Annotated in this window: 21 protein-coding genes; 8 read left to right on the plus strand and 13 right to left on the minus strand. The window is 47.3% G+C overall.

Annotated elements, in window-relative coordinates; all coding sequences use genetic code 11:
* The 7 genes from tolB to N7386_RS13335 all read right to left on the minus strand — a co-directional run bounded on the left by tolB (position 1) and on the right by N7386_RS13335 (position 7,828).
* A complete protein-coding gene (gene tolB / locus N7386_RS13305; protein WP_011717444.1) occupies positions 1 to 1,329 on the minus strand; it encodes a Tol-Pal system beta propeller repeat protein TolB in 1,329 nt (442 codons plus the stop codon).
* A 9-nt stretch (positions 1,330 to 1,338) separates the two neighbouring features.
* Positions 1,339 to 2,361, minus strand: coding sequence for a cell envelope integrity protein TolA (tolA, locus tag N7386_RS13310; RefSeq protein WP_011717445.1), 1,023 nt, complete (start codon positions 2,359 to 2,361; stop codon positions 1,339 to 1,341).
* Positions 2,362 to 2,796 (minus strand): protein TolR, encoded by a 435-nt coding sequence (tolR, locus tag N7386_RS13315; RefSeq protein ID WP_011623130.1) that lies wholly within the window; start codon positions 2,794 to 2,796, stop codon positions 2,362 to 2,364.
* Positions 2,796 to 3,482: a protein TolQ gene (tolQ, locus tag N7386_RS13320; RefSeq protein ID WP_011626518.1), complete on the minus strand. Its 687-nt coding sequence runs from the start codon at positions 3,480 to 3,482 to the stop codon at positions 2,796 to 2,798. The genes tolR and tolQ overlap by 1 nt, the downstream gene beginning before the upstream one ends.
* Positions 3,472 to 3,873 (minus strand): tol-pal system-associated acyl-CoA thioesterase, encoded by a 402-nt coding sequence (gene ybgC, locus N7386_RS13325; RefSeq protein ID WP_011626519.1) that lies wholly within the window; start codon positions 3,871 to 3,873, stop codon positions 3,472 to 3,474. Before ybgC ends, tolQ begins: the two co-directional genes overlap by 11 nt.
* A gap of 170 nt (positions 3,874 to 4,043) precedes the next feature.
* Positions 4,044 to 6,224, minus strand: coding sequence for a prolyl oligopeptidase family serine peptidase (locus N7386_RS13330; RefSeq protein ID WP_279768978.1), 2,181 nt, complete (start codon positions 6,222 to 6,224; stop codon positions 4,044 to 4,046).
* Positions 6,225 to 6,928: 704 nt separating this feature from the next.
* Complete coding sequence (locus N7386_RS13335; RefSeq protein WP_011717447.1) at positions 6,929 to 7,828, minus strand: NAD(P)/FAD-dependent oxidoreductase; 900 nt, start codon at positions 7,826 to 7,828, stop codon at positions 6,929 to 6,931.
* Positions 7,829 to 7,944: 116 nt separating this feature from the next.
* Between N7386_RS13335 and N7386_RS13340 the strand changes: the two genes are divergently transcribed.
* Positions 7,945 to 8,358 carry an Rrf2 family transcriptional regulator gene (locus N7386_RS13340; RefSeq protein WP_011717448.1) on the plus strand — a complete coding sequence of 138 codons (414 nt, stop codon included), beginning with the start codon at positions 7,945 to 7,947 and terminating at the stop codon, positions 8,356 to 8,358.
* A gap of 116 nt (positions 8,359 to 8,474) precedes the next feature.
* Here the strand turns inward: N7386_RS13340 and motY are convergent, their stop codons facing one another.
* Positions 8,475 to 9,347: a flagellar protein MotY gene (gene motY / locus N7386_RS13345; RefSeq protein WP_011717449.1), complete on the minus strand. Its 873-nt coding sequence runs from the start codon at positions 9,345 to 9,347 to the stop codon at positions 8,475 to 8,477.
* 142 nt (positions 9,348 to 9,489) lie between these two features.
* Here motY and rnt point away from each other — a divergent pair, with 142 nt between their 5' ends.
* A complete protein-coding gene (gene rnt, locus N7386_RS13350) occupies positions 9,490 to 10,158 on the plus strand; it encodes a ribonuclease T (protein ID WP_011717450.1) in 669 nt (222 codons plus the stop codon).
* A gap of 74 nt (positions 10,159 to 10,232) precedes the next feature.
* Here rnt and N7386_RS13355 read toward each other — a convergent pair whose 3' ends face one another.
* Positions 10,233 to 10,838, minus strand: a complete 606-nt coding sequence (locus tag N7386_RS13355) for a peroxiredoxin C (protein WP_011623136.1) — start codon at positions 10,836 to 10,838, stop codon at positions 10,233 to 10,235.
* A 370-nt stretch (positions 10,839 to 11,208) separates the two neighbouring features.
* On the opposite strand from N7386_RS13355, the gene N7386_RS13360 reads away from it, so the two are divergent.
* Positions 11,209 to 12,528 (plus strand): Na+/H+ antiporter family protein, encoded by a 1,320-nt coding sequence (locus N7386_RS13360; RefSeq protein ID WP_011717451.1) that lies wholly within the window; start codon positions 11,209 to 11,211, stop codon positions 12,526 to 12,528.
* Between the two features lie 83 nt (positions 12,529 to 12,611).
* On the opposite strand, the gene N7386_RS13365 is transcribed toward N7386_RS13360, so the two are convergent.
* Positions 12,612 to 14,018, minus strand: a complete 1,407-nt coding sequence (locus tag N7386_RS13365; protein ID WP_041412669.1) for a GGDEF domain-containing protein — start codon at positions 14,016 to 14,018, stop codon at positions 12,612 to 12,614.
* 202 nt (positions 14,019 to 14,220) lie between these two features.
* The gene (gene upp / locus N7386_RS13370) at positions 14,221 to 14,847 is read right to left on the minus strand and encodes a uracil phosphoribosyltransferase (protein WP_011717453.1); all 627 of its coding nucleotides are present in this window, start codon (positions 14,845 to 14,847) and stop codon (positions 14,221 to 14,223) included.
* 327 nt (positions 14,848 to 15,174) lie between these two features.
* Here upp and purM point away from each other — a divergent pair, with 327 nt between their 5' ends.
* The 5 genes from purM (at position 15,175) to asnB (ending at position 21,741) form a co-directional block, all read left to right on the plus strand.
* Positions 15,175 to 16,212 (plus strand): phosphoribosylformylglycinamidine cyclo-ligase, encoded by a 1,038-nt coding sequence (purM, locus tag N7386_RS13375; protein WP_011623139.1) that lies wholly within the window; start codon positions 15,175 to 15,177, stop codon positions 16,210 to 16,212.
* On the plus strand, positions 16,212 to 16,856 hold the full coding sequence (gene purN, locus N7386_RS13380) for a phosphoribosylglycinamide formyltransferase (RefSeq protein ID WP_011623140.1): 645 nt from the start codon (positions 16,212 to 16,214) through the stop codon (positions 16,854 to 16,856). Before purM ends, purN begins: the two co-directional genes overlap by 1 nt.
* Before the next feature lie 138 nt (positions 16,857 to 16,994).
* A complete protein-coding gene (locus N7386_RS13385) occupies positions 16,995 to 17,741 on the plus strand; it encodes an HAD-IIA family hydrolase (RefSeq protein ID WP_011626525.1) in 747 nt (248 codons plus the stop codon).
* 197 nt (positions 17,742 to 17,938) lie between these two features.
* Positions 17,939 to 19,612 carry a M28 family metallopeptidase gene (locus tag N7386_RS13390; RefSeq protein ID WP_011717454.1) on the plus strand — a complete coding sequence of 558 codons (1,674 nt, stop codon included), beginning with the start codon at positions 17,939 to 17,941 and terminating at the stop codon, positions 19,610 to 19,612.
* A 464-nt stretch (positions 19,613 to 20,076) separates the two neighbouring features.
* Positions 20,077 to 21,741, plus strand: coding sequence for an asparagine synthase B (gene asnB, locus N7386_RS13395; RefSeq protein WP_011717455.1), 1,665 nt, complete (start codon positions 20,077 to 20,079; stop codon positions 21,739 to 21,741).
* A 149-nt stretch (positions 21,742 to 21,890) separates the two neighbouring features.
* Here asnB and N7386_RS13400 read toward each other — a convergent pair whose 3' ends face one another.
* Together N7386_RS13400 and N7386_RS13405 are read right to left on the minus strand one after the other, a co-directional pair.
* Positions 21,891 to 22,898 carry a patatin family protein gene (locus tag N7386_RS13400; protein ID WP_011717456.1) on the minus strand — a complete coding sequence of 336 codons (1,008 nt, stop codon included), beginning with the start codon at positions 22,896 to 22,898 and terminating at the stop codon, positions 21,891 to 21,893.
* 276 nt (positions 22,899 to 23,174) lie between these two features.
* Positions 23,175 to 25,391, minus strand: a complete 2,217-nt coding sequence (locus tag N7386_RS13405; RefSeq protein WP_279768981.1) for a TonB-dependent siderophore receptor — start codon at positions 25,389 to 25,391, stop codon at positions 23,175 to 23,177.
* Positions 25,392 to 25,422 lie beyond the last annotated feature (31 nt).

The following is a 25,422-nucleotide window of genomic DNA, read 5'->3' on the forward strand; positions in this document are numbered from 1 at the left end:
TTAGAGAAACGGAGACCAAGAAGGTGATTTCACCTCGCCCTGACCTACCGGTAATCTCGCTTTAAAGCGTCCGTCCGTAGAAACAGCTGCTAAAACTTGCTTGCCTTGATACGTAGTGCCATAAATCACCATAGTACCATTAGGGGCCACACTTGGAGATTCATCCAAACGTGTCGATGTCAGCACCTGCATAAAGCGCGTACTCAAATCCATACGTGCAATATTAAATTTACCGTTTGTGCGATTCACAAAAATCATGCTGCGACCATCAGGGGTAATTGAACCACCTAAATTCCATTCACCTTCAAAGGTTTCACGGGTCACTTTGCCTGAATTTAAATCTACACGATATAACTGTGGTCTACCACCGCGCTCGGAGGTAAACAACAATGACTTGCCATCGGGATACCAAGATGGCTCAGTATCGATGGAATAGTGGTTGGTAATACGTTTTGCCGCCTTAGTGGCGATATCGATAACGTAAATCTCAGGTTGGCCATCCTTTGAGAGGGTCACAGCCAAGGATTTACCATCGGGCGAGAAAGTCGGTGCACCGTTAATGCCAGGGAAGCTGCTCACCTTTGTACGCACTTGGGTGTATAGATCCTGAACAAAAATCTCAGCCTTTTTGTTTTCAAAGCTTACATAGGCTAAACGACGACCATCGGGAGACCAAGAAGGCGACATCAGCGGCTCTGGAGAGCGCAGTAACATTTGCTCGTTATAACCGTCATAGTCGGCGATCATCAGTGAATAAGCCGCTTTCTGAGTGTGATTCACCACCACGTAAGAAATACGGGTTAAGAACGCACCACGAATCCCCGTCAACTTCTCATAGACGATATCGCTAATACGGTGGCCATATTGACGGAACTGCGCCGCAGAAATCACTGTTTGGCGACTGTCCATCAAAAATTCCGTAGCACTGGTAGGGCCTTTTAACGCTTGGTTTTGCGCTTTAACCAAATCGATAAGGTCAAAACTCACCAAAAACTGATCCGTACCATAAGGTTTTACCGACCCCACGACGACAGCTTCGGCACCGACATTGGCCCACGCGCTCGCGTCAAACTGGGCTAAGGCACCGATACCACGTTGTGGTAACCCTAATTCATCTAATGGTTTGAAGGTACCGCTACGAATTAAGTCAGACATCACCACATCGGCAATCGCCTGGGGTGGCGCACCCGCACCTTGCCATTGGAATGGCATCACTGCGATTGGACGCGCCGCATCCACACCCTCAGTGATCACAATATCCAGCGCCGCTTTTGCCGGCATAGTGCAAAGCAGAACCGCCAATGCTAACCATTTTGCCAAAATTTTCATGGGACTCCTTTAATTAAACGTTGGTTCAACGATTAAGTTAATTTCTTTCATCAAGTTATAAACCGCAGGATCCGGAGACACTGGTAACTTGCCCGCTTTTAAGATCGCCGCTTTTGCTGCACGGCACACATTAGGATCGCCACCCTGCGTCTGACTGCTGATCACAAAACCATCATTGGCTAAACGTACAGAAACAGTACAGGTTTTACCGCGCATCGACTCGTCAACCACTAGGTTACGTTGAATTGTCGATTTAATCATCGCGGTGTATTTACCCACTTCCGTTTGCATTTGCTTATTCATGGTTTGCGATAACGCAGCCTGCTCGGCGGCTAACGCATCGGCCATTTCCTGCTCTTGCTGAGCACGAGCCTTAGCTTCAGCATCCGCTTTTGCCTTAGCTTCGGCTTTTGCTTTCGCTTCTGCATCGGCCTTGGCTTTTGCCTCCGCTTTAGCCTTAGCGTCTGCCTCTGCTTTCGCCTTGGCTTCGGCTTCCTTCTGCTTTCGGTCGGCCTCGGCTTTCGCGGCTGCGGCCTCTTCTACTTTGCGTTTTTCTGCCGCTTTTTGGGCTGCATCTTCAGCAAGTTTACGTTCCTGCTCCTTTTGCTTGCGGTCGGCTTCAGCTTTCTGCGCTTTTTCCTTTTCCTGTTGCTGCTTCACCTGCGCGGCTTTCGCGGCATCATTGGCCTTTTGGGTCTCAATTTCCTGCTGCTTACGTTCTTCCGCCAGTTTCTTCAACTGTGCTTGTTCACGCTCACGGGCTTGCTTTGCTTCCTGTGCTTTGCGTTCAAGTTCGGCTTGGCGTTCACGTTCGCGGCGCTCGGCATCGCGCTTTTCCTGCTTAAGCTTTTCAACTTGATTAGCCACTTTTTGCTGATCAACCATAACAGCTTTTACTGCAGGGGCGCTAACTTGTTGCACAGGTTCAGGTTTATGGGTGAAATCTATGCCAATGGCCAGAATAATTATCACGCCAATATGAATACCTGCTGAAATCGACAGAGGTAATGCAACATTTGAATTATCCGCCACCTATTTCTCCTTGGGTGAATCCGTCATCAAACCGACTGAGGGAACGCCTGCCTGCTGCAGGGTCACCATCAATTGGATCACGTTATCGTAAGGAATATTTCTATCGGCTTTCACCACCACTGGGCGCTCAGGCTCAGTCACCATGATTGCAGCGACGGCGGTGGCTAACTCATCCAATTCCATCTCTTCGTTATTGGAACCGCCCTGATTGAGGAAATAAGCGCCGTCGGCATCGATAGACGCTACCACTGGTGGCTTACTGTCCGCAGGCAGCACTTCGGCCGCCCCTTGAGGCAGCTCCACTTTCACCCCTTGGGTCACAATCGGCGCTGTTACCATGAAAATAATCAGCAGCACGAGCATGACGTCGATATAAGGCACCACGTTGATTTCGGCAACGGGGCGACGACGTTTACGCTGATAACCGACTTGCATTATACGCCTTCCTTCTCACTGTACGCTTGGCGATGCAGGATGCTAGAAAACTCTTCCATAAAGTTAGCGTAACCGATTTCCAGCTTTTCAACTTGGGTGGCAAAACGGTTATAAGCGATAACAGCAGGGATTGCCGCAAACAGACCCATTGCGGTTGCAATCAGTGCTTCAGCAATACCTGGCGCCACCATGGCAAGCGTCGCGTTTTCCATTGAGCCGATAGCGATAAATGAATTCATAATACCCCATACCGTACCAAACAAACCGATATAAGGGCTAGTCGAACCAATAGTTGCCAATAAAGGTAAGTTGGCTTCTAACTTTTCTAATTCACGGGATAAGGTGACGCGCATCGCACGTGAAGTCCCATCCATCACCGCATCGGGCACTTTGCTATTTAATTTATTCAGACGTGAATATTCTTTAAAACCCGTCACAAATAATGACTCTAAGCCAGTATTATCAGGACGAGCCGATAATTCTTTATACAGACGGTTTAAATCAACGCCTGACCAAAATTTATCTTCAAATTTTGCCGATTTACTTTTTGCAGATGTCAATAAGCTACGGCGTTGTAAAATCACCGTCCAAGACATTACAGACAAGCAAAGTAAAGTGAACATCACAAATTTCACTAATAAACTGGCTTGTAAAAATAACCCAACAATCGACATATCAGCTTGCACTGTCAAACTCCTGCACAATATTTAAGGGAATAGCTCGGGGCCGCATTCGTGATAAGGCAACACAGGCCACTAGCACTGTACCTTCACAATAACAGTCTCCCTGATGATCAACCAAACGTTGATGAAATACCAACGAGGCCTTTTTCAACTCTATGACCTTAGTTTCTACAATAAGGTTCTGTTCAAAACGCGCGGCTTTTTTAAAATCCAATTCCGCCCGCTTAACCACAAACGCCGTATCATCGGCTAACAGTGCAGTCTGGCTTACGCCTAAGGCTCTTAACCACTCGGTTCGCGCCCGCTCAAAAAAATTGAGATAGTTCGAATGATAGACAACGCCGCCTGCGTCGGTGTCTTCGTAATAGACTGAAATGGGCCAATTAAACGTCATTTGAAATCAGCAAATTTTGGTTGAAAAATTGACGCTTACTATACCTAGGGAAACAAGACTTGTGAATGACCCGACGAAGATATAGATAGGGATAGCGCGGGTTTCAGCGCAATTGAGGGATTTGTAAATAACAATGGGGTCAAACGACCCCATTTCATTAACATAGTTCGCTATTTTGCGAGGGTTTGCGGCAATGTCAGCCCAAAGCTTTGCCACAGGAAGCTGTAAATGTCGGCAAACTCGTCGATCTTCATCGCCGTCGGTTTGCCCGCACCGTGCCCTGCATTGGACTCAATGCGCATAATGACGGGTTTATCGCCCTGCTGCTTCTCTTGCATCATGGCAGCAAACTTAAAGCTGTGTAGCGGAACTACACGGTCATCGTGATCGGCCGTCATCACCATAGTCGCAGGATAGGCCTGCGCTTTAACGTTATGGTAAGGCGAGTAAGCCAATAGCGCAGGGAATTGCTCAGCGTTGTCGGCACTGCCGTATTCACTGGTCCAAGCCCAGCCAATGGTGAACTTATGGAAGCGCAGCATATCCAGCACACCCACGGCCGGTAACACGGCGGCAAACAGTTCTGGGCGTTGGGTGACAGCAGCGCCCATCAACAAACCACCGTTACTGCGACCATAGGCACCTAACTTAGAGCTGTTGGTGTATTTTTCGTTGATCAGGTATTCGGCCGCCGCAAAATAGTCATCAAACACATTTTGCTTCTTATCGAACATCCCTGCTTGGTGCCAGCTTTCACCGTAATCCGCGCCGCCACGCAAACTTGGCACGGCGTAAATGCCGCCCATATCTAACCAAGCGATGTTGGCAGGACTAAAACGCGGCGTCATTGAAATCGCAAAACCGCCATAGGCATAGAGTAGCGTTGGGTTTTGACCATTCTTCACCACCCCCTTCTTGTAGGACACCATCATAGGAACGCGAGTACCGTCCTTACTGGTGTAAAACACTTGCTCAGACACATAGTCATCGGGATTGAACGACACCTGCGGCTTAGCGACCACTGTCGATTCTGCCGTTTTAAAATCGAACTTATAGGTGGTTTCGGGTTGAATATAGCTGTTAAAGACATAGTAGAAATAGTCTTTACTCGCCTTGCCGAAAGGTCCGGCAACATTACCTTTACCAGGTAAAGTGACATCCTGACGCTTTTGTCCGCCCATGCTGAAAATCGATAACTGTCCCAATACATCGTGCAAATAACTCACGACTAAATGGTCATTAATAATGGCCACTTTATTAATAGGATCTTTCGATTCTGGAATAATGGTTTGCCACTGGGATTTATCACTATTACGGGTATCGATGGCAATCACTTTACCGTTTGGCGCATCTAAATCGGTCTTGAAATAAAATACGGCGCCATCATTACCTAAAAACTCATATTCCGCCTCGAGGTTAAGGATTAATTCCACCACCTGCGCTTTAGGTTCAAACAGTGATTTATAGAAGAAACGATTACGTTTGTCTGTGCCTTGGGAAATTGACAACAGTAAATATTCGCCCTGCTCAGACACATCGATACCGAAGCCCCAATCTTTATTTTGTGGGCGTTCGTAAATCAATAAATCTTGGCGCTGATCTGTGCCTAATTTGTGGTAATACACTTTTTGATTAAAATTCACATCGGCCAGTAAATCACCGCCCGCGGGCGCATCGTAACGGGCATAGAAAACACCTTGGTTTTCCTTATCCCACACCGCGCTGGAGAATTTAATCCAGTTGAGTTCATCTTTAAGCTTTTTACCCGTGGCAATATCGATAAACTGCCACTGCTGCCAGTCAGAGCCCGACTGAGACACACCATAGGCTAAAATCTTGCCGTCATTACTGACTGATACGCCGGAAAGCGCCACAGTTCCATCGGCTGAAAAACCATTTGGATCCAGTACAGGTTTCTCAACGCCGTCTTTGCCTTTTACATACAGTACCGATTGCGCTTGTAAACCATCGTTACGGTAATAAAACTGGTTATCGCCATTCTCGAAAGGAGCTGAGATTTTCTCGTAGTTCCACAGCTCTGTGATACGGTCAACCACGGCTTGTTTGTTGGGGATCTTCGCCAAGTAAGCTTGACCAAAGGCCTGTTGTTCTTTTACCCAGCTTTCGGTTTCTGGCGTGTTTTCTTCAAGGTGACGGTAAGGGTCCGCCACTGCAACACCGTGAATCGTCTCGACTAAGTTGTCTTTTCGGGTTTCAGGGTAAACCAATTTGTTGGCGCTGACCTGCTGTGCGGCCTCTTCTGGCGTATTGCCACTCTGGCAGGCGGCCAACGCCATGCCCAATGTGGCCACTAATAAACCTTGCTGGGCAAGGCGAAATCTTAATGCCATCTTTTATCGTCCTTTTGGTGATGTCTGGCTTAACGCTCTTTTGCAGCAAGTACTATACAAGCAAAATTTTTCATGGCAATGCCACAGCAAAAGATGAGCTTTTCTCGCTAAGAGACAAGATTTAACAAAGTGGTAGCAATGATGAGTTTATTGAAGTGTATTTTTATGCATTAATTCTGACTGACAAGTTGTTAATCAAGCTAAATAGTGACTTAAGTGAGCCAGATCACTTAATTATCCATTAGTTTTGCTAATGTGTCAGGGCAATTTTTCTCGTTTGCTTGAGCCTTTGGGACACACTAGAATGTGCTTGTTTTCAGGAGATATCCGCTAGCGGATATGGAAAACAAAGAACTTTTAAACTGGTGTCTTTTTAAGATGTCAGTTCATCCCTGGTTCTTATGCTTGACTTCCTTCCTTCAATTTGTTGATTGCAAATGCATTTTTTGCGGCCCGCTTAGTTTAAGCGGGCTTTTTTTTATCTCGATTCAAACACACAGCTAAACTCTAGCGATTTTCAGTCGTTTTTTGTTACATAAAAATCTCCGAGAACCACACGCGATAAAAGCCATATGGCAAGCAACCGTGTTCAGCCTAAGTCCCACTACAGCAAACCATGACAAATAGTAATCCACTGTGAGACGTTATAAACAATCGGGATTAACGTGCGTCTATAGCACTTGTTCAAAATGAGCACTTGTCAGTTAGGAAGTAAAAATAAGGCTACGGTGAGCCGCTATTCCCGCCATAGTTCCCGAGGCGATGGCAAGTGTTGCACTTTGCATCTGGTTGGATAGATCACCTGCAACAAACACCCCCAACAAAGAACTTTCCTTTTGCGCATCCACTTTAACAATATTACCAAGTGGGCCCGCTTCAAGCGCTAAACCTAACATCTCAATCAGAGGCGTTGGCAGCTGGATTTGCGGCGCAACAAATAAACCTTGTAATGCAACCGTGCGCCCATCTGCGAGTACCACGTGGGTGAGCAATTCACCATCACCATGCACTGAAACTATTGGGGTGGTTTCAATTTGTACTTGCCGTTTGGCAAGGGCATGTCGTTCGCCATCGTTGGGAACAAAGGCTTGTTGCGTAAATAATGTCGTCGGCCCCCAATCAGGCAGCATAAGGGCTTGATGCATGGCTAATTCACCACTTGCCAGAACCCCCAAGGATTTACCCCGCAATTCATAACCATGGCAATAAGGACAGTGAGCAACGGCTTTCCCCCAATATGTCGCTACTCCCTCAATATTTGGCAATGTATCTTGGATACCCATAGCTAAAATCAACCTCTGACAGCGAATATTCATACCGTCAGCCGTTAAGACCGCATAACCCGTTTGTGTTTGTTCGACACCAATGGCTTGTGTTTCCTGCAACGAAAAACTTGGATACTGCTCCAACTGTGCAAGGACAGTCGTTCTTATTTCCGCTGGCGTTTTACCATCTAGGCCAAACACCCCATGTGAGGCATGGGCAAACCTATTCCGTGGTTGATTAGCATCAATGACCACAACCTTTCGCTGCGCCCTTGCTAATTGCAAAGCGGCTGCTAACCCAGCAAAACTACCACCAATAATGACAATTTCGACTTGCATAAATCACCCCTTCTATTTGTGTAACTTTTATTGTTACATGATAATATTGTGAGAATCAACACATGTAACTTCAAAAGTTTCATGATATGCTTCGACGAAATAGCAATAGGTGTTGTATGAGAAAAGACAGTCGATTATCGCGTGTATTACACATTCTTGTGCATTTAGATGCATTTGCAACGCAGCTCACTTCCGAAAAAATGGCCGAAATGATTGGAACTAACCCCGTGGTGGTTCGCCGAACAATGGCGCTACTGCGAGATCAAGGTTATGTCACCTCAAGCAAAGGGCATGCTGGCGGCTGGGCTTTGGCAAAACCACTTGCCAAGATCACTCTGCTGGAAATTCATCAAGCACTAGGAGACAGTGCCTTTTTTACGATTGGCCTGACTGATGAACACAATAACTGCCCTATTGAAATAGCCGTCAACGACGCATTAAAGGACGTTATGCAAGAAGCTGAGTCATTGTTGCTGCAACGATTTGGTGAGATCACCTTAGATAAATTGGCGTTTACTCAATCGGTATAATGAGCGCATAAACTGTGAGAAGAAAGAAACCAATAACGCCAAGTCAGAAGGCTTGGCATTGTTGGTTTATATGAAGTGCATTTAAACTGAACGAAACTAGAACTTAGAGCCAAATATCACATCAGCGGCTTACTGATCCGGATAACGACGCGGCGGTTGAGTGCTCGCTCCTCAATATCATCATTCGATGCCACATGACGGCGCTCACCATGGCCAACAGTGACAATCCTATCCTGAGGAATACCGCTGGCGACAAAGAAATCTTTTACCGATTCTGCGCGCTTATCCGATACTTTTTGGTTAACGGAGCGGCCACCGTAACTGTCGGTATAGGCATCGACTAACACCAGTTCCACATCCGGATCGTAGGACAAGTATTCCTGAATGCGGGAAAGCTGCTGCTGTGAGAAACGGGTTAAATCGGTGCCGCCTTCTTCGTAATTCAGTACGGTAAAGGCGATATCCTCGAAACTGTATGGCAATAAGTGTGATAGGCACGACTTAAACTCAGCATATTTACGGCCAAAGTTCGCCGCCGACAGCCCTACCGCAATTTTATTCGATTCGTTATACCAATCGGCATAATAAAACGTCGGCTCCATGCCACGGCTCAGTTCGCTCAACATCGACCAAGCGGCACGCTTTGGTACTTCACCATTAAAATACTTTTGGTAACGTAGTGAAGTGATTTCTTTCGATACTACGCCAGGACGCCACTGGGGGGCGCGACTCATCAAGGTCGCCTGTGTGACTTGGTCCGGTTTCACCCACATGTCCAAGGTAAAGTTAAGGTTTAACTGTTTACCCGCTTCGCTGGTGAAAATCGCCTTACCGTAAGATGGAATATCATGCTCAAGACGGCATACGATGGGGCTGTTTTGACTGACTCGCCATTGGGATTCGCCCAAAGAGGCCACATAGTGGCGCAACTCTGCCATTGCAGTTGCTGGAACGCATAAAATTGATACTAATATCAGTTTTCGCCACATAGCCCTTACTCGTGTTTATTCGGTTACGAAGTTTTATCGGCAAACTATTTAGTTCCTTTAGCTCATAAAACCACCAATCAAACATGACACATCCTAGTACATTTAGCATAATAGCGCCCTATCATTTTTCTTGGGTACTTTAATGAGCGATATTAGCGACGCAAACAAATTGAAACACCGATTTCGAGGCTACTTTCCGGTAGTGATAGATGTCGAAACCGCGGGCTTCAACTCTCAAACCGATGCGTTGCTGGAAATAGCCGTCACGCTGTTAAAAATGGATGATGAAGGCTTGCTCGGCATTGATAAAACCCTGCATTTCAATATTGAGCCCTTTGAAGGCGCCAACTTAGAACCTGAGGCGCTGGCCTTTAATGGTATTGATCCCACCAATCCATTACGCGGCGCCGTAAGCGAAAAAGAAGCCTTCTTAGAGATTTTTAAAGCCGTTAAAAAGGCGCAGAAGGCCTCAGATTGTCACCGCAGTATTATCGTGGCGCACAATGCCGCCTTCGATCATGGCTTTGTGAGTAAAGCGATTGAGCGCTGTGACTTAAAACGATCCCCCTTCCACCCTTTTGCCACCTTTGATACGGCAACACTCGCAGGCTTAGCGATTGGCCATACCGTGCTGGCCAAAGCCTGCATCATGGCGGGGATCCCTTTCGATAATAAAGAGGCTCACTCAGCACTTTACGATACCGAGCGCACCGCAGAGCTGTTTTGCCATATCGTCAACCGCTGGAAGCAGTTAGGTGGTTGGCCATTATTAGCCGCGGGTGAGTCAGAGGATGCAGATGGTGAGGAATAGGCGTTAATGCTTATCGACCGTCCAATAAAAAAGCTGCCCTAGGGCAGCTTTATTATTACGCGAAAATCCGCAAATTACAGAGAGCTTGCGTTTTCTGCTAAGTAAGCCGCAACACCTTCAGTGCTTGCGTTCATACCTTTGTCGCCTTTTTCCCAACCCGCAGGGCATACATCACCGTGCTCTTCGTGGAATTGCAGAGCGTCGATCATACGCAGCATTTCGTCAACGTTACGGCCTAATGGCAGATCGTTAACCACTTGGTGACGTACCATACCTTCTTTGTCGATCAGGAATGAACCACGGAAAGCCACGCCAGCTTCTGGGTGCTCAACATCGTATGCTTTACAGATGTCGTGTTTAACGTCAGCAACTAAAGTGTATTTCACTTGGCCGATACCACCTTTTTCTACAGGGGTGTTGCGCCATGCGTTGTGAGTGAATTGAGAATCGATAGACACACCGATCACTTCAACACCACGCTTAGTGAACTCTTCCATGCGGTGATCGAAAGCGATCAACTCTGATGGACAAACGAAAGTGAAGTCAAGTGGATAGAAAAATACAACCGCTGGCTTACCTTTGATGGCCGCAGTTAAGTTAAAGCTATCTACGATTTCGCCAGAACCTAATACAGCTGCAGCAGTAAAATCAGGAGCCGGACGGCCTACTAATACGCTCATTTTATATCTCCATCTATGAGTTGAACTAACTATTAAAGTAAAACATCCCTTAAACACGCTTGCGCTGATTTGCGCGAGTGTCTTTGAGGGAGTTTACCAATCAAATCTTTAGGCATTATAAGTCGTGCGTTTTGCCTTACAACCTATTTAAGACCAATATCACATTTTTCAAGGGCATTTTGACACTACTGCTTAAGGATAGAGCAATCTGGACGAGTGGTAAGCGTGCGAGAACACATTCGTCTAACAGTAAAAACCCACCCAATTCACATTTTCAGATATTTTTCAGATTAAGCCGCCGTAAACTGGACAGACACGGCCTTTGCAGTCAAAAATAGTCCCTTTGGTTTACAGAATTAAGATATTGTCTATGAATGCAGTCGTTATTGCAGTGTGTTTAATGTTAGCCCTCAGTTTGGCGAGGGTGAATGTGGTGATTGCACTCACTATCAGTGCCCTCGTTGCCGGTTTGGTCGGGGGAATGGATCTGCATCAAACGATTGATGCCTTCAATACGGGATTAGGTGGCGGCGCACAAATCGCCCTCAGTTATGCCTTACTTGGTGCGTTTGCTGTGGCACTATCCCATTCGGGCTTAACGACACTGATCTCCAACTCCATCATTAAAAGCCTTGGCAAAGATCCCAATGCTACCAACACCAACTGGGTCCGCTGGTTATTGTTGTTATCCCTGCTCGCTATGTCGATGGCATCGCAAAATATCCTGCCAATCCATATCGCCTTTATTCCGATACTCGTGCCGCCGCTGCTGCATGTGATGACCAAGCTGAATATCGACCGCCGTCTGGTCGCCTGCGTGCTGACCTTCGGTCTTGTGACCACCTATATGATTTTACCCGTAGGCTTTGGTGGGATTTTCTTGAATGATATTTTGCTCTCTAACCTGACGGGCAATGGATTGGTTGCCGTACGCGATCAAATACCCCCTGCCATGCTGATCCCCGCCGCCGGTATGGTGGTCGGCTTGCTGATCGCGGTATTTTTCAGTTACCGCAAACCTAGGGTTTACGATGAAGCTAAGGTACTGACCGCCGAACCTGAAGAAAGCCTCAATAAACGCAATATCGTTATCGCCGCGTTTGCGATTCTGGCGACCCTGTTTGTGCAACTTGAAACCGATTCGATGATCTTCGGCGCCTTAGTCGGCTTTATGATCTTCAGTTTTTCGGGCGCGCTTAAGCACGTTGCCGATCAAGATATTTTCACCCAAGGCGTGCGCATGATGGCCAATATCGGCTTTATCATGATCTCCGCCGCAGGTTTTGCTGCGGTAGTCAAAGAAACCGGCGAAGTCGGCACACTTGTCTCGTCATTGAGTTCATTGATTGGGGATAATAAAGCCCTTGCCGCCTTTTTGATGTTACTGGTCGGTCTTTTGATCACCATGGGCATTGGCTCGTCCTTCTCGACCATTCCGATTATCGCGACAATTTACGTGCCCTTAGCCTTAAGCTTTGGTTTTTCAGTGCCTGCAACTATCGCGTTAGTCGGCACCGCTGCGGCCTTGGGCGATGCTGGCTCACCAGCATCTGACTCAACATTGGGCCCGACCTCGGGTTTAAATGCCGATGGTCAGCACGACCATATTCGCGACAGCGTGATCCCAACCTTTATCCATTACAATATTCCCTTACTGGTCTTTGGTTGGATTGCCGCCATGGTGCTCTAGGGCAGATAGCAATAAAAAAGCGTGGCAAGACCACGCTTTTTTATGCCTAATTTTTAATGTCTAGCTAGCTCAGTAAAAGGAACTCAGCGCAGGCTATTATCGGACACATGCCCACCCTTTTTGGCCTTATCCACGTATAAAGCCTTATCCGCCGCCTGTAACACTGAGTCAAAGGATGGATAGCCGCTCGAATCTGCCACCCCGCACGATACCGTTAGCATGCTTAAGAACTGGCGCTGCTCAACATTCTCTTTAAGCTTATGAGCAAGTTGTAACGCTTTATCCTGGGAGCAATTACTGAGGATCACCACAAATTCGTCCCCACCAGTGCGGATAAACAAGTCATTCTCCCGAAATACCGCCCGCATGGCTTCAACAATTTGCAGAATCGCCATATCGCCCAGTTTATGTCCGTAGGTGTCATTGATGGTTTTGATTTTATCGCCATCGATACAGATCACCGCATACAGGCCCTCGGTCGCCGCCTTAAATGTCAGCGTCTCATAGATCTTCTTATTGTAGGTTTTAGTAAAAGGATCCTGCAGCATCGCTTCGCCGAACCGTTGACGTTCTGCTCGCAGCTGTTTAAGGCGCATATATCTGAGTTGGAAGATAACAGTTAACACGCACAACAAGAACCATAAGGGAACATACTGAACCACAAAGCGTAATACACTGACTTTGTAGGTTAATGTGGTGAGGTTATCCAGATGATTACTCATGGGATAAAACAAGAACTCTGGCGTAATACGCGTCCAGAGGCTGTCGCCAGTGATCACTATATCTGTGCCATAAGGAGTCATCACCGACTCATAGCCTTTACCCCGCATAAATCCCGATGCCATAAATGCCGTATCGGCAATCACATCCCCCCACAGGTGCGCAGGATCGTGGGAAGATGAAATCGGTGCCGCCATAGAGAAAATTACATTTCCTGTAATTTCATCAACATAAGGAATCGATAACACGATACCGTCCGCCAAGGACTCCGCCGACGCGTCCTTACTACAATAATGCAGCCGCTGACAAAACTCATTGGTCAAAATGTGATCGTGAATTAATCGGTTTTTCACTTCTTCAGGAATTGGGGATGCCACATACAAGGCATTGCTTTTATATAAGCCGATATAGACAAAAGCCCCGCGAACCGCATTCTTGCGACTCGAATAGAGGTAGTCAAAATAACGAATGATTTGCTCTTCTTCCGGCAGTAAATGACTTCCAGGAGGCAATAATAAGCGCGAAGGGTCGAGCTTAAAGGGCGCAAGCAGCGCGCTATCAAAATCAATAATATCGTGTAACGACAATCCTTTCCCAAGCAGCTCCACATAACTTGGCACAGTGTGTTTTGCCCTCAGGAAATGAACGAAAGCCTTATGTTCCTTATCGATTTTGAAGGGTAAGAGAATGAGCAGCAGGACAACAAATATCAATGTTGCCAGTGAACAGGATTGACGAACCAGTGCCCAACTGAGTTTTGTACTAATCATAATCCCTGCGATCATCTTACTTAAAATGAATTGAATATAACGAACATTTGTATTGTTCAAGTATTAAATTGAAATAAATCTTATTGTTAACTCTAGTTCAAGCAGTGGGAAGGGCGATGAATTTTGTATTGCGGACGCCAAAAACAAAAAGGGAGCCTAAGCTCCCCTATCGAATCTTAATGACGGTTAAGTCATCTCGTTTTTATTTAGTACCGAAGATTTTATCACCGGCATCGCCTAAACCAGGCAGAATATAGCCTTTCTCGTTTAAGCATCTGTCGATAGCGGCAGTATACAGCTCTACATCTGGGTGAGCCGCTTCAAGGGCTTTAATCCCTTCAGGCGCAGCGACTAACACTAGGGCTTTAATTGACGTACAACCGCGTTTTTTCAGCAGATCGATCGTCGCAATCATAGAGCCGCCGGTTGCCAGCATAGGGTCAACGATCAGTGCAATACGCTCGTTCATATCGCTGGCCAGCTTTTCAAAATATGGCACTGGCTCTAAGGTTTCTTCGTCGCGGTAGATACCTACAACCGAAATACGCGCACTTGGAATATGCTCAAGTACACCGTCCATCATACCTAAACCCGCACGCAGGATTGGCACAACAGTCACTTTTTTGCCCTTGATCTGATCCACTTCAACTGGACCATTCCAGCCTTCAATCGTAACAGTTTCGGTTTCGAAATCTGCGGTAGCTTCATAGGTTAACAAGCTGCCCACTTCGGCGGCTAGCTCGCGGAAACGTTTAGTGCTAATGTCACCTTCACGCATCAGGCCGATTTTGTGACGCACTAACGGGTGTTTAACCTCGACAACTTTCATTTTTCTCTCCTACTGTTGTTCGCGAAATATCTTAGGCAAATTTTTCAGATTTTAGATGATTTGTTTATTGGGTAAAACATAAAGTTTTGCCATTCGAGCTAATCGTGAGCAATATCCCAAGAATTATTGCCTATCGCTTAAGATACGCCCATTCATCTACTATTTTATGACCAATCGCAGGATAGAAAATGTGAAATATCCCCCTGTGAAGCTAAAAATACTCCCCGCAAGGCGATAAATCCAAATCATGGCTTTCGACCCCTAGCACAAGCTGGTAGAATACCGCCGCATAAAAATCCAATAACGATGTACCCGAGAGGATCCTCCGTGAGCACTCCTACCCCACTGAGCTATAAAGACGCTGGCGTTGATATTGATGCTGGTAATGCACTGGTAAGTAACATTAAAGCGGCTGTTAAACGTACCCGTCGTCCAGAGGTAATGGGCAACTTAGGTGGTTTTGGCGCATTGTGTGAATTACCCACTAAATACAAGCAACCTGTTTTAGTGTCAGGCACCGATGGTGTTGGTACTAAATTGCGTTTAGCTATCGATTACAAAAAACACGACACAGTCGGTATCGACTTAGTGGCTATGTGTGTGAACGACTTGATCGTTCAAGGTGCTGAGCCGTTGTTTTTCCTCGATTACTACGCAACAGGCAAGCTAGATGTAGAAACAGCAACCTCTGTTGTTAACGGCATCGGCGAAGGTTGTTTCCAATCTGGTTGTGCGTTAATCGGCGGTGAAACCGCTGAAATGCCAGGCATGTATGAAGGCGAAGATTACGACCTCGCAGGTTTCTGTGTGGGCGTGGTTGAAAAGGCCGACATCATTGACGGGAGTAAAGTGGCTGCGGGTGATGCGCTGATCGCCTTAGCCTCAAGCGGTCCTCATTCAAATGGCTACTCATTAGTTCGTAAAGTATTAGAAGTCAGCCAAGCGGACCCTCAACAGGATCTCAATGGCAAGCCATTGATCCAACATCTGTTAGAACCAACCAAAATTTACGTTAAATCATTGCTCAAGCTGATCGAAGCATCAGACGTGCACGCAATGGCGCACATCACTGGCGGCGGTTTCTGGGAAAATATCCCCCGCGTACTGCCTGAAAACTGCAAAGCCGTTATCCAAGGTGATTCATGGCAATGGCCTGCCGTTTTCAATTGGTTAATGGAAAACGGTAACATTGCAGAATATGAAATGTACCGCACCTTTAACTGTGGTGTCGGCATGATCGTTGCGCTGCCAGCCGATAAGGTCGATGCCGCACTGGCACTGCTCGCCGCCGAAGGCGAACAAGCTTGGCTAATCGGTGCTATCGCTGCTCGCGAAGGCAATGAAGAGCAAGTGGAGATCCTGTAATGCCCCAAAGCTGTCGTGTAGTTGTATTAATTTCCGGAAATGGCAGTAACCTGCAAGCCGTTATCGACGGTTGTGACGATAATCTGCAGGCCGAAGTTGTCGGAGTGATCAGTAATAAACCCGATGCCTACGGTTTAATTCGCGCCCATCATAGTGAAATTGATACCAGCTGCGTGATTGCTCATTCAGGTGAATCTCGCTCTGATTACGATGCACGGTTAATGGCAACAATTGAAAAGTACCAACCCGATTTGATCGTGTTGGCCGGATTTATGCGTATTCTGACCAACGATTTTGTGAATCGTTACTTAGGACGCATGATCAATATCCACCCTTCATTGCTGCCTAAATATACCGGATTAAACACCCACCAGCGCGCCATTGATGCCAAAGACACTGAACATGGCGCCAGTGTGCATTTTGTCACCCCAGAGCTGGATGCAGGCCCAGTGATTTTACAGGCAAAAGTCCCTGTTTATGAGGATGATACCGCTGAGATGCTCGCCGCTCGTGTCCATGAGCAAGAGCATGCGATTTATCCTTTGGTGGTGAAATGGTTCAGCCATCAACGCCTCAAGATGCAGGACGGCCAAGCCTATCTCGATGGCACCTTAATCGGACCTAACGGCTACGCCCCCGATTAAACACAGCCTCGCGAAAAAAGAGACCTTAAGGGTCTCTTTTTTTTCGTCTTGTCATACAAAATCATTGTTTTCTCGCCTAATGTGGCATTAGATAAGCTAACGAAAAGTGATTTTGTTCGGCATACAAGAGACTATTAGATGAAAAATATTATCTGCGATATCGATGGTGTACTCCTGCACGACAATAAGCTGATCCCCGGCAGTGATAAATTTATCCACCGCGTTCTCGACCAAGGCAATCCCCTCGTTATTCTGACCAATTACCCAGTACAAACGGGTAAAGATCTGCAAAACCGCCTCAGCGCCGCCGGGATAGACGTACCTGAAGAATGTTTTTACACCTCGGCCATGGCCACCGCCGATTTTTTAAAGCATCAAGAAGGCAGTAAAGCCTTTGTGATTGGCGAAGGCGCCCTCACCCATGAGCTCTACAAGGCTGGCTTTACCATTACCGACATTAATCCCGACTTCGTGATTGTGGGTGAAACCCGCTCCTATAACTGGGATATGATCCATAAGGCCGCCGGATTCGTCGCCCGCGGTGCCCGTTTTATCGCCACCAATCCCGACACTCACGGCCCCGCTTACAGTCCAGCATGCGGCGCCCTGTGTTCTCCAATAGAGCGCATTACTGGCAAAAAGCCCTTTTATGTGGGCAAGCCCAGCTCGTGGATTATTCGCTCGGCGCTCAACCATATCGACGGTCACTCCGAAAATACCGTGATCATTGGCGACAATATGCGTACCGATATTCTGGCGGGGTTTCAAGCGGGGCTTGAGACCATTCTGGTTACCAGCGGCGTAAGTAAGCTTGAAGATATCGATAAAGAGCCTTTCCGCCCCAATCATGTATTCGCCTGCGCCGGCGATATTGATGTAGTTTAATCCTTAAATCGCCCGATTCTCAGCACCTTAGCGTGCTGAGAACCACAACAGACTCGATACGGTAAAGCAACATTAAGTAACATTTTTCCCCTTGGCTCTCCCTTGTTCCCCAGTAGCGCTTGCTTCATGATAAGGCGCGACATACTCCTTTGATATATGCGTGAAATACGCCCTAAAAACAACAGTAGGATTAACCTATGCGACGTTTGTATCCTGTCTGCGCGCTAGCCATGCTCAGCGCCTGCAGCCCTAATTCGGCCCAGCCCGATGCCAACAGCAGTACAGCACTGAAACCCGTGCAAATGAATGAAGCACGCTTTAGAAACGATATTAAAAACCTTTCCTCCGATGAGTTTGAAGGCCGCGCCCCCACTACCCACGGTGAAAAGCTCACCTTAGACTACCTATCTAAGGCCTTTGCCGAAATGGGACTCAAAGGCGCCTATCAAGGCAGTTTTTTACAACCAGTACCTATGGTGAGTTATACCGCCTACGATGCGCAGCAAATCAGCTTGGCAGGATTGCCGTTAACCTTTCGCAAAGATATCGTCTTAAACAGTCGTCACGATAATGGCGGCGTCAATATCGAAAACGCGCCCTTAGTGTTTGTTGGCTACGGTGTGAATGCACCTGAATATGGCTGGAACGATTACCAAGATGTGGATATGAAAGGCAAAATTGCGGTGATCTTAGTGAACGATCCCGGTTTTGCCCGCCCTGACTCAGGTAAGTTTAACGGTAAAGCCATGACCTACTATGGTCGCTGGAGCTACAAATTTGAAGAAGCGAGCCGCCAAGGTGCGCTCGGCGCATTGATCATTCACGATACCGAGCCTGCTTCTTATCCTTGGTCCGTGGTTGAAAACAGCTGGACTGGCGCGCAGCAAGATTTAGTCCTCAGCAAAGCCGAGCAAGACAGTCGCGTGCAAGTCGAAGGCTGGTTAACCTTAGATGCTGCAACACAATTATTTGAAAAAGCAGGTTTATCCCTACCAACGCTGATGGCGCGCGCCGCCGATAGCCCGATTAACTTACCCCTTGAGCAAACGGCCAACATCGCCTTTAAAAACAAAGCCGAATACGCCAACAGCTATAACGTGGTCGCCACCCTTCCCGGCACTAAGCAAGCCGATGAGCAAATCCTATTTACTGGCCACTGGGACCATATTGGCAAAGATGACAGTAAAGAAGGCGATAAGATTTACAATGGTGCTATGGACAACGCATCGGGCATTGCGGGCATTTTAGAAATCGCCAGACAACTGGCCGATAACGCCAAACAGGGCCACGGCTTAGCGCGCTCGGTGACCTTTATCGCGACGACAGGTGAAGAGCAAGGTTTACTCGGCTCACGCTATTACGCTGCCAACCCAATCTATCCCATTGATAAAACAGTGGCAGTGCTCAACTTAGATAGCACCAATATCTATGGAAAAACCAAGGACTTCACTATCGTCGGTAAAGGTAAGTCTGAGCTTGAGAACTACTTAGTCGATGCCGCCAAACTGCAAAACCGTATTGCTTTGGGTGAAAAGAATCCTGCGTCGGGCGGTTTCTTCCGCTCTGATCACTTCAGCTTTGCCAAACTTGGCGTGCCTGCGGTCTTTGCTGGTGGCGGCAGCGAGCCCCTAGATGCCGCAACAGCAAGCTATAAGACTCAGATGCAGGCGACCATGAAGGGCTGCTACCACAATGTCTGCGATGAATACCATGAAGACTGGGATCTGAGCGGTGCGATTCAAGATCTCGAAGTTTACTATCAGGTGACTCGCACCTTAGGTAACAGCCAAGATTGGCCAGGCTATTATCAAGGCACTGAGTTCAACAGCCTGCGTCCTGCCAAAACGGAACTTGCCACGGCCGCAAAGTAAACACTTAAGTAAAGCGATTCATCGCTAAAACATCCCTATAAGGCACCTTGAGAGGTGCCTTATTATTTTACCAGCCGCCCCACTTTAGTTTGACCTTGACTGTAGCAACACGCGCATTGACCGCCGATAAACTGTTTATTAAATCAGCAACACTTGCGATTGGATCACTATCTTGCTCACATTTATGATTATTTTCCTAAAAACGGATTTTCTTGAGTCAACATTACGTATTTACCAATATCCCGCTTGGCAACCCACAAGCAAAAACACTTTATTCATAAAAATTCGAAATAAATTAAATAAAAACCAATTAAAAGCATTTTAAAGATACAGCAAACTCACTTAAAACACCTAAAATCAAACGAATCGTCAAAAATAATGTTTGGCAAAATCCCGAATTGCTGGCACATTGATACTCAATTGAGACATCCTCAAATGAAATATAGCGGTTTAGGAGTTGCATTATGTGTTCGATTTTTTCAATTTTAGATATTCAATCCGATGCGAAAGAGCTGCGCCAAGTGGCACTGGAAATGTCCAAACTGATGCGCCATCGCGGCCCCGATTGGTCAGGCATTTACGCCAGCGACAAAGCGATTTTGGCCCATGAGCGCTTGGCGATTGTCGATATTGAACACGGTGCGCAGCCACTGCTAACCGAAGACGGCAGCCTTATCCTCGCGGTAAACGGTGAGATCTACAACCATAAAGAACTCAAAGCCCAACTCGGCGATAAATACAGCTATCAAACCAACTCTGACTGCGAAGTGATCTTGGCGCTATATCAAGAATATGGCACTGAATTCCTTGATAAATTAAACGGTATTTTCGCCTTCGTACTCTACGATAAAGCCAAAGACGCCTACCTTATTGGCCGCGATCATATGGGCATTATCCCACTGTACACAGGGCGTGATGCGGCGGGTAACTTCTATGTCGCCTCCGAAATGAAGGCACTGATGCCTGTCTGTAAAACCGTGGCCGAATTCCAGCCAGGGCAATATCTGTACTCAAGCATCGGTGAGCCAGTGCAATACTACACTCGCGATTGGCAGAGCTTTGATGCAGTGAAAGATAACGGCGCCAGCCAAGAAGAATTACGTGATGCCCTCGAAGCCGCCGTTAAGCGCCAATTGATGTCCGACGTGCCCTACGGCGTGTTGTTGTCTGGCGGTTTAGATTCCTCGGTGATCTCAGCCATTACCCAAACCTTTGCCAAGCGCCGTATTGAAGATGACGATCAAAGTGGCGCTTGGTGGCCACAGCTGCACTCCTTTGCCGTAGGGTTAAAAGGCGCGCCGGATTTAGCCGCCGCTAAGAAGGTCGCCGATGCGATTGGTACCATTCACCACGAGATCAACTTTACCTTCCAAGAGGGTTTAGATGCGATTAAAGAAGTCATCTACCACTTAGAAACCTATGATGTGACCACCATTCGTGCCGCGACACCTATGTACCTGATGGCGCGTAAAATCAAAGCGATGGGCATTAAAATGGTGTTATCGGGTGAAGGTGCCGACGAACTCTTTGGCGGTTACTTGTACTTCCATAAGGCACCAAACGCGCAGGCCTTCCATGAAGAACTCGTGCGTAAACTGGATAAACTGCATCTGTTCGACTGTCTGCGCGCCAACAAAGCCATGGCGGCGTGGGGACTCGAAGCCCGTGTGCCTTTCCTCGATAAGGAATTTATGGATGTGGCGATGCGCATCAACCCCGAGGCAAAAATGTCTAAGGATGGCCGCATTGAGAAACACATTCTGCGCCAAGCCTTTGAGCATAAACTGCCAAAAGAAGTCGCCTGGCGTCAAAAGGAGCAATTCAGCGATGGCGTGGGTTACTCTTGGATTGATGGTTTAAAGGCCCATGCTGCTGAGCAAGTCGACGACTTACAACTGGCTAACGCGAAGTTCCGCTTCCCGTACAACACGCCAGAAACCAAGGAAGCCTATTTCTACCGTTGTTTCTTTGAGGAGCATTATCCATTGCCAAGCGCCGCCGAAACGGTTCCCGGTGGCAAGTCGGTCGCCTGCTCTACTCCAGAAGCGCTGGCATGGGATGAAAGCCTACGTGGCATTATCGACCCCTCTGGCCGCGCCGTACGCTCAGTGCATGCCGCCAGCTATTAATCGCTGACGCATGCCATCAAGATAAAAGCCACCCTAGGGTGGCTTTTATCTTTAACTATCTAACTCTTTAAGACTTGGATTTAGCTTGACCACATGGCGCCAAACATAAATGCTGCTTTGAAATATCACCTTGAGATCGAACAAATAACCTAGGCCGATATCGCCAGCGGTGCAACGGGCGTCGCATCTTTAGCCTTGGCAATTTGCCCAGAAGACGTTGCAAGAAACGCCTTCCCCGCCTTTATCCCTTGCTGATAATCAATGCGTAAATCCACATCTGTACTGCCTAACAGCTTGCTCTGTAATGGCGCCTTCGCAAAAATCTGCACAATTTCAACATCATCGGGAGGATTGGCAATAAAGTCTAACTCGGCCTGATAGGCTTCTTCATGCTGCACTAAGTAATCAATGGTCTTAGGGCAAAAGCCAGAGACACAGATCCACGATTTAAGCTTATGTACCCAAGCCGATTGGGCTTGAAAGTCCTCATTGACTGTTCTCACGACCACAATTTTACGGGCGCCCCGTTTGTACGCCTCTCGCACGGGCAGCGGCGCCGCTAAACCGCCATCGAGGTAAAAGTCTTGCTCGGGTTCGAGTGTCGCTTCAACATGATTAGCAGATTCAATCCCTAACCAAGGCGTTAACTTGACCCCCTGTTTATATAAAAAAGGCAAGGCGCTAGAGGCTTTGAGTAGTTCACGCCAGTGCTCATGACTGGTTGGACTCAAGAAATACCCTTGGCGATCAGACACTCGTGTAGTCGTAATAAGGAGTTCTCGCCCATTGAGGGATTGACTCGCCGCAGCTAAATCCAGCTTAAAGCTGCCACGCTGAGTCTGCTCAAAATACCAGTCAAGATCGATAACGTTGGCACCAATCAAACCGCGTCCTAGTTGATAAAAGCGTTTATGGCGCGTTAGCCCTCGGATGAGTTTTTTGGCGTAACCCTTTTGTCTGGCTAAAAAACTGGTCAAGTTTTGCGAGCCTGCTGAGGTACCAATCAATAAATCGAAGGGGTCGAACTCCGCCTCAAGCCAAGCATCGAGTACGCCTGCGGTAAAAATGCCACGCTGGCCACCGCCTTCTGCAATTAACGCCACTTTCGGCGCGGTAACAGATTGAGAGGCAGAAGATAAATGGCTAATGGGCGGCATAACTGACCTTATCGCAATAAAGACGCAATGGAGAATAGATAAGCTCAGTCTAAACAAAGATTGTCACAGTCAAAAACGGATAGAATCTATCGTTGTAATCGATAAATAAAATATTAGAAGCCTTTCATTCGGATCATGACATGGTTAGCAGCAATGCTAAAACGCTAATGCACATTAAAAGGTATAGTTAAATTTATCCTTAGATACAATTGCTTAGCAAGCAATCTATGCCCGCGAATCATCACGCGGGCATAGATGACACTTGGAAGCTTTACCCTAGAACTTATGGGTCAATTCGAGGGTGACATTACGCGGCTCACCGGGGAAATGGCCATTGCGCTCACTAAATCCGCTAACAGCATATTCCTTGTCGAAGATATTCTTCAGATTTACGCGCACTTGGGTTTGATCCCATTGGGTCGTCCAGCTCATATCAAACACTGTATGGGGTTTCACCGTTTGACCATTGAGGCTAAATTGCTCGCCCACATAGTCCATCCCAAAAGCAATGGCCGAATCAATCGCTTGAATATCGTAACGCGTCCATAAACCTGCTTGATGACGCGGCGCATTGGCAAAGTGTTTGCCGTCGCCAAAGGTGTTGGTCAAACTGTCGTTGGTCACACCTTTAATCACTTCGGTATCGTTATAGGCATAGTTGGCCGTCACGGTAAGATTATCAGTGAGATCGCCCACCAGCGTCCATTCCACCCCTTGGCTGCGTACTTCGCCTAAATTGACTAAGTTAGGAATACCATCGTCATCGCCGGTATCTAGAGGGTTTGCCTGAGCAACATTTTGTTTTTCAATGCGATAGAGTGCGAGCGTGGTCATAAACTGGCCATCAAGCCACTCGTTTTTCATCCCGAGTTCTATTTGATTACCAGTTTCGGGATCGAGTGCGCCGTCACTTTTAATGCTCTCTTGATCCGACAATGATGCCGGATTGAAACTCTCTGAGTAGTTCAAATAGAAAGACATAGATTCGATTGGACGATAATTCAGCCCAGCCCTTGGGGTAATGGCATTATCGCTAAAGGAGAATCCGGTCTTTTTGTCGTAATCATCAAACTGGCTAAAGCGTAGACCCGCAATTAAAGACCACTGCTCGTTGAAATGCAGATGTTCTTGCAGATAAAAGCCAAAACGGTTGGAGCGGGTACCGTCGGTATCCATGTCTTTTAACTGATAAGTACTCGGATTAGTTTCTCCGTAATTCAGCTCAAAGATATTGAGATTACCCACGCCTTCCTTGCTGGTCGCCAACTTGTAATGGTATTCGGTTTCGACGTAGTGATAATCACCACCAAACAGGAACTCATGCTCAAAACCTAAGGCATTAAAGCGATAGACAAAATCGTTGGTTAAACTGATTTCGTCATTGGCACGGGATTGGACACGATATTCACGTTTGATGGTGCCATCAGCGCTGTTTGCCTTACCATCACCGTTCACATCGACCCAGCCACGGGATTCGTGATATTGCTGATCGGATTCATTATTCAGATAACGAATTTGAGTTTTTACCGAAAAATCATCACTAAATTGATGATCGAGAATCGCTTGCAGCACCAAGGCATCCATTTTCTGGAAGTCGCTCTTCTCGTTGGCATTGTAGGAAGGGTCAACGAGGAAATTCCCCGCATCATCCACGGGTACACCACGGAGTCGATTACCGCCCAAGTCCTGTCTTATCAGATCGAATGTGGTGGTCAGCTTAGTATCGTCACTGATTTCATACAGTAAGCCACCTGCTACTTCGGCATTTAAACTATCGGCATTGTTACGGAAGCTATCTTCCTGTTGATAATAGCCTCCCAATCGATAGGCTAAATCCTCGGTTAAGCCGCCGGTGAAATCCAGCGAGCCGCCCATCATGTCGTAGCTGCCCGTGCTTAGGGTGAGCTCTTTACGCTCGACAAAGGTTGGTTTTTTGGTGACATAGTTAATCATGCCGCCGGGTTCGCCACCGCCATAGAGTGCCGATGCAGGGCCTTTTAATACTTCAACCCGCTGTACGTTGAACAGTTGTGGCACCGAAAATCCCGAATACGGGTCGCCACGCACGCCATCGTAAAACACGTTGGCATCGTCGCGAAAGCCACGAAAGGTCACGCCGGAATAGCTAAATTCACTGACACCGGCAATGGAGCGGTATAAGTCAGTAATATTGCGGGCGGCTTGATCGTCAATCAGTTGCTCGGTCAGCACTTGTACTGACTGCGGCAGCTCCATCACATTGATGGCCGTTTTAGTGCCGATTTCCGTCTCTTTATCGACATACATTTGCATGGCGCGACCGCGCACAACAATGCGCTCTGGCGCCTTAGTCTCAGCTTGTGCTTCGGCCTGTGTGTTGGTTTGTATAGCGGCTTGTGCCGTTGAAACACTTTCTTGTTCGGGTTGACGCTCTTGAGCGTTAGGCGCAGCCGCAAAGACCAAATGCGGCATCAGGGCAAGCGTTAGTATTGAATAGGCAAAACGTGATTTCACAAAGTCCCCCAACCTTGAGCAAACCTGTGGT

It is taken from the genome of Shewanella sp. GD04112, from assembly GCF_029835735.1.
Lineage (GTDB): Bacteria > Pseudomonadota > Gammaproteobacteria > Enterobacterales > Shewanellaceae > Shewanella.